The following is a 293-nucleotide window of genomic DNA, read 5'->3' as shown; positions in this document are numbered from 1 at the left end:
TCAGCTCGGGCTTTACCACGTCTTCCAAGGAGGATGTTCTGGCAGCGGAGACTACGTAAGCGACACACCTCCGCAGTCAACCGCCACGAGTGGCTGCCCATCAAGTCAAGACTCCTGCTCTGGTGGAGGCGTTGATTCGATTCACAATTATATGGATTACAGGTAGAGTCTTTGTGCCATCCCAGTGTGAACCCCGGCTGAAATCCCTCTAGCACTGATCCTTGCATGAACCAGTTTACTGCTGGTCAAATCACACGTGCAACCTCACAATCTGCCACCTACCGCGGTCTCTG

At 53.2% G+C, this 293-nt stretch carries 1 protein-coding gene; it reads left to right on the top strand.

The annotated features are described in order from the left end of the window. A partial coding sequence (locus tag K6753_RS14860) for a M43 family zinc metalloprotease (protein ID WP_223677167.1) occupies positions 1 to 166 on the top strand: 166 nt, incomplete at its 5' end. Positions 167 to 293 lie beyond the last annotated feature (127 nt).

The sequence above is a fragment of the Novilysobacter selenitireducens genome, assembly GCF_020026895.1.
GTDB classification, from domain to species: domain Bacteria; phylum Pseudomonadota; class Gammaproteobacteria; order Xanthomonadales; family Xanthomonadaceae; genus Lysobacter_C; species Lysobacter_C selenitireducens.
Note: the sequence above shows the minus strand (reverse complement) of the source record. Positions and strands in the feature narration are given on the sequence as shown.